Here is a 2,664-nt window from a genome sequence, read left to right on the forward strand (position 1 = left end):
GCGCCACCCGCAGCTGCGGGTAACCGTCGTAGCCGAGGGTCTGGGCGGTGCGCACCACGGTCGTGCGACCGACCTCGACGGCATCCGCGATCTCCTGCGCCGTACGCTCGATCGAGAGGTCGACGTCGGCGGCGATCGCCTCGGCCACACGACGCTCGCTCGGCTGCATCGACGGAGCCAGCATCGCGATGCGCGCCGTCGGCGGCGTCTCAGCGGGTCCCTGCCACATCGGCGCGCTCCTTCTTCGGTTCCACGATCGCCTTGACCCGCGGGCCGCGCATGATCCGGCGGCGGATCGCACCGGAGACCGCATCCATCAGCATCGTCGCGATGACGACCACGATCAGCAGCATCCCGACCGTATCCCACTCGCGGAAGTTCGTGTAGTTCGCGAGCATGCTGCCGATTCCCCCCGCACCGACGAGTCCGAGGACCGCCGAGGTGCGGATGTTGATCTCGAAACGGTAGAGCGCGAACGACAACAGCGTCGGGGCCGCCGCGGGCCAGAGCGCCCACCGCGTCACCTGCGCTGTGTTGCCACCGGCAGCCTTGACGGCCTCGGAAGCGCCCTCCTGCACCGACTCGACCGTCTCGTAGACCCACTTGGCCTGCGTGCCGATGCCGGCGATCGCCAGCGCCAGCGCACCGGTGAACGGCGTGAGCCCGGTGACGGTGAGCAGCAGCAGCGCGATGATGACTTCGGGCACGGCGCGGATCACGGCGAACAGTCCGCGGAGCGGCAGCCGCACCCAGACGGGTCCGACGTTGTTCGCGGCGAGCATGCCGAGCGGGATCGACACGATCACGCAGCCGATCGCGCCGATCCAGGCCATCGAGATCGACCGCCACGTCTCGAACAGCGCCTGCGGCAGCTTCTCCCAATTCGGGTCGGCGAACATGAGCGTCAGGTAGTGCGCGATCTGCGCTGGCAGCGATCCGAGGTCGTTCCACGGGATCGGCAGTCCCGCCGCCGCGGCCAGGACCACGACACCGACGATGACGGCGACGACGGTCGGGACGAGACGGGAGGGATGCCGGGGCAGCTCGAGCCCGATGCCCCGCGCGGTGGTCGAGAGCGTCATACCAATCGCCTCCGCAGGAAGTTCGAGAACACTTCGATCAGCACCACGACGACGAGGATCTCGAGCACGATCACGGCGACGTCGTCGTAGGCGTAGAACGCCCGCCGCTCGTCGAGGAGCCGGCCGATGCCGCCCGCGCCGACGATGCCGAGGATCGCCGAGATGCGCACGTTGAGCTCGAGGGTGTACAGCCACTGGTTCGCGAAGAGCGGCCAGGTCTGCGGCAGCACGACGCTGCGGTTGATCTGCGTCTGGCCGCCGCCGGTGGCGCGTCCGGCCTCGATGACCGGCAGATCAGTGGAGTCGATCGCCTCCGACACCAGCTTGACGATGATGCCGATGTCGAACAGGAGCAGGGTGAGCAGACCGGGCAGCGCGCCGACGCCGACCATCGCGACCAGGACGGTCGCGTACACGAGATCGGGGACCGACCGGATGACGTTGATGACGGTCCGCACCGCGATGCGGGTCGGACTGTTCGGGTTGGTCGGAGCGGCGGCCCACAGCGTCAGCGGCACGGAGATCACCGCGGCGACCGCCGCGCCGACCACGGCCATCTGGAGCGTCTCGAGCATGGGCCCGAACGTGCGCGGCAGGAACGAGAAGTCCGGCTGCAGGAACTGCACGAGCAGCACGGATCCGTTGTCCCAGTTGCGGATGAGCGCACCGAAGTCCAGCTCGATGCCGCCGATCGCCGGGATGCAAGTGGCGACGGTGAACGCGGCGAACGCCAGGACGACGAGGCTGGTGCGCAGCCTCGATGTCGGCTTGGGCGGCACGACGAGAGGGCGGGCTTCGGTGATCATGCGCCGAGCACATCCCTCGGCTGGATCGGACGGCCGTAGATCTGCTCGAAGTCGTGATCTGCGGCATCCGCTGCCGGCCCGTCGTAGACGACCTCGCCGGCCCGCAGGCCGATCATCCGCGTCGTGTACTGACGTGCCAGATCCATCAGGTGGATGTTGACGAGCACGGTGAGGTGCTCCTCGACGTTGACGCGACGCAGGTCGTGCATGACCGCGTGCGCGGTGGGCGGGTCGAGGCTGGCGACCGGCTCGTCGGCGAGCATGACGCTCGGCTGCTGCGTCAGAGCCCGGGCGATCGCGACGCGCTGCTTCTGGCCTCCGGAGAGCTGGCCGGCGCGGTTCCAGACCTTCTCGAGCATGCCGACCGAGTCGAGTGCGCGCAGGGCGAGCTCGCGATCCTGCGCCGTGCTCAGGCCGAGCACGGTCCGCCAGGTCGCGGTGTGAGCGAACCGACCGACCAGCACGTTGCGGTAGACGCTGGCCCGATCAGCGAGGTTGAACCCCTGGAAGATCATGCCGATGTGCCCTCGGGTCTCACGGAGCCGCCGTCCGCGCATGCCGGTGACCGCGTGCGGGCCAACGGTGACTGTACCGCTCGTCACCGGCACGAGACCGTTGATCGTGCGGATCAGCGTGGACTTGCCCGAGCCGGAGAGACCGACCACGGAGACCATCTCTCCGGCGGCGATGTCGAGGGAGACACCGCGGAGGGCGCGGGTGCCGTTGGGATAGGTGACCGAGACGTCGTCGAGACGGATCGACCACGACGCGGAGGC

The 2,664-nt window shown here is 68.9% G+C and carries 4 protein-coding genes; all 4 read right to left on the reverse strand.

All coding sequences use genetic code 11. The annotated features are described in order from the left end of the window. The coding region (locus tag ACNPM4_RS19285; RefSeq protein ID WP_448986837.1) for a MurR/RpiR family transcriptional regulator at positions 1 to 229 on the reverse strand (229 nt) is incomplete at its 3' end. Further along, positions 210 to 1,082: a phosphonate ABC transporter, permease protein PhnE gene (gene phnE, locus ACNPM4_RS19290; RefSeq protein WP_448986839.1), complete on the reverse strand. Its 873-nt coding sequence runs from the start codon at positions 1,080 to 1,082 to the stop codon at positions 210 to 212. The genes ACNPM4_RS19285 and phnE (ACNPM4_RS19290), both read right to left, overlap by 20 nt. Beyond that, positions 1,079 to 1,888: a phosphonate ABC transporter, permease protein PhnE gene (gene phnE / locus ACNPM4_RS19295; RefSeq protein ID WP_448986841.1), complete on the reverse strand. Its 810-nt coding sequence runs from the start codon at positions 1,886 to 1,888 to the stop codon at positions 1,079 to 1,081. Before phnE (ACNPM4_RS19295) ends, phnE (ACNPM4_RS19290) begins: the two co-directional genes overlap by 4 nt. Then, on the reverse strand, positions 1,885 to 2,664 hold a 780-nt coding region (gene phnC / locus ACNPM4_RS19300; protein WP_448986843.1), incomplete at its 5' end, for a phosphonate ABC transporter ATP-binding protein. The genes phnC and phnE (ACNPM4_RS19295), both read right to left, overlap by 4 nt.

The sequence above is a fragment of the Microbacterium umsixpiens genome, assembly GCF_053543675.1.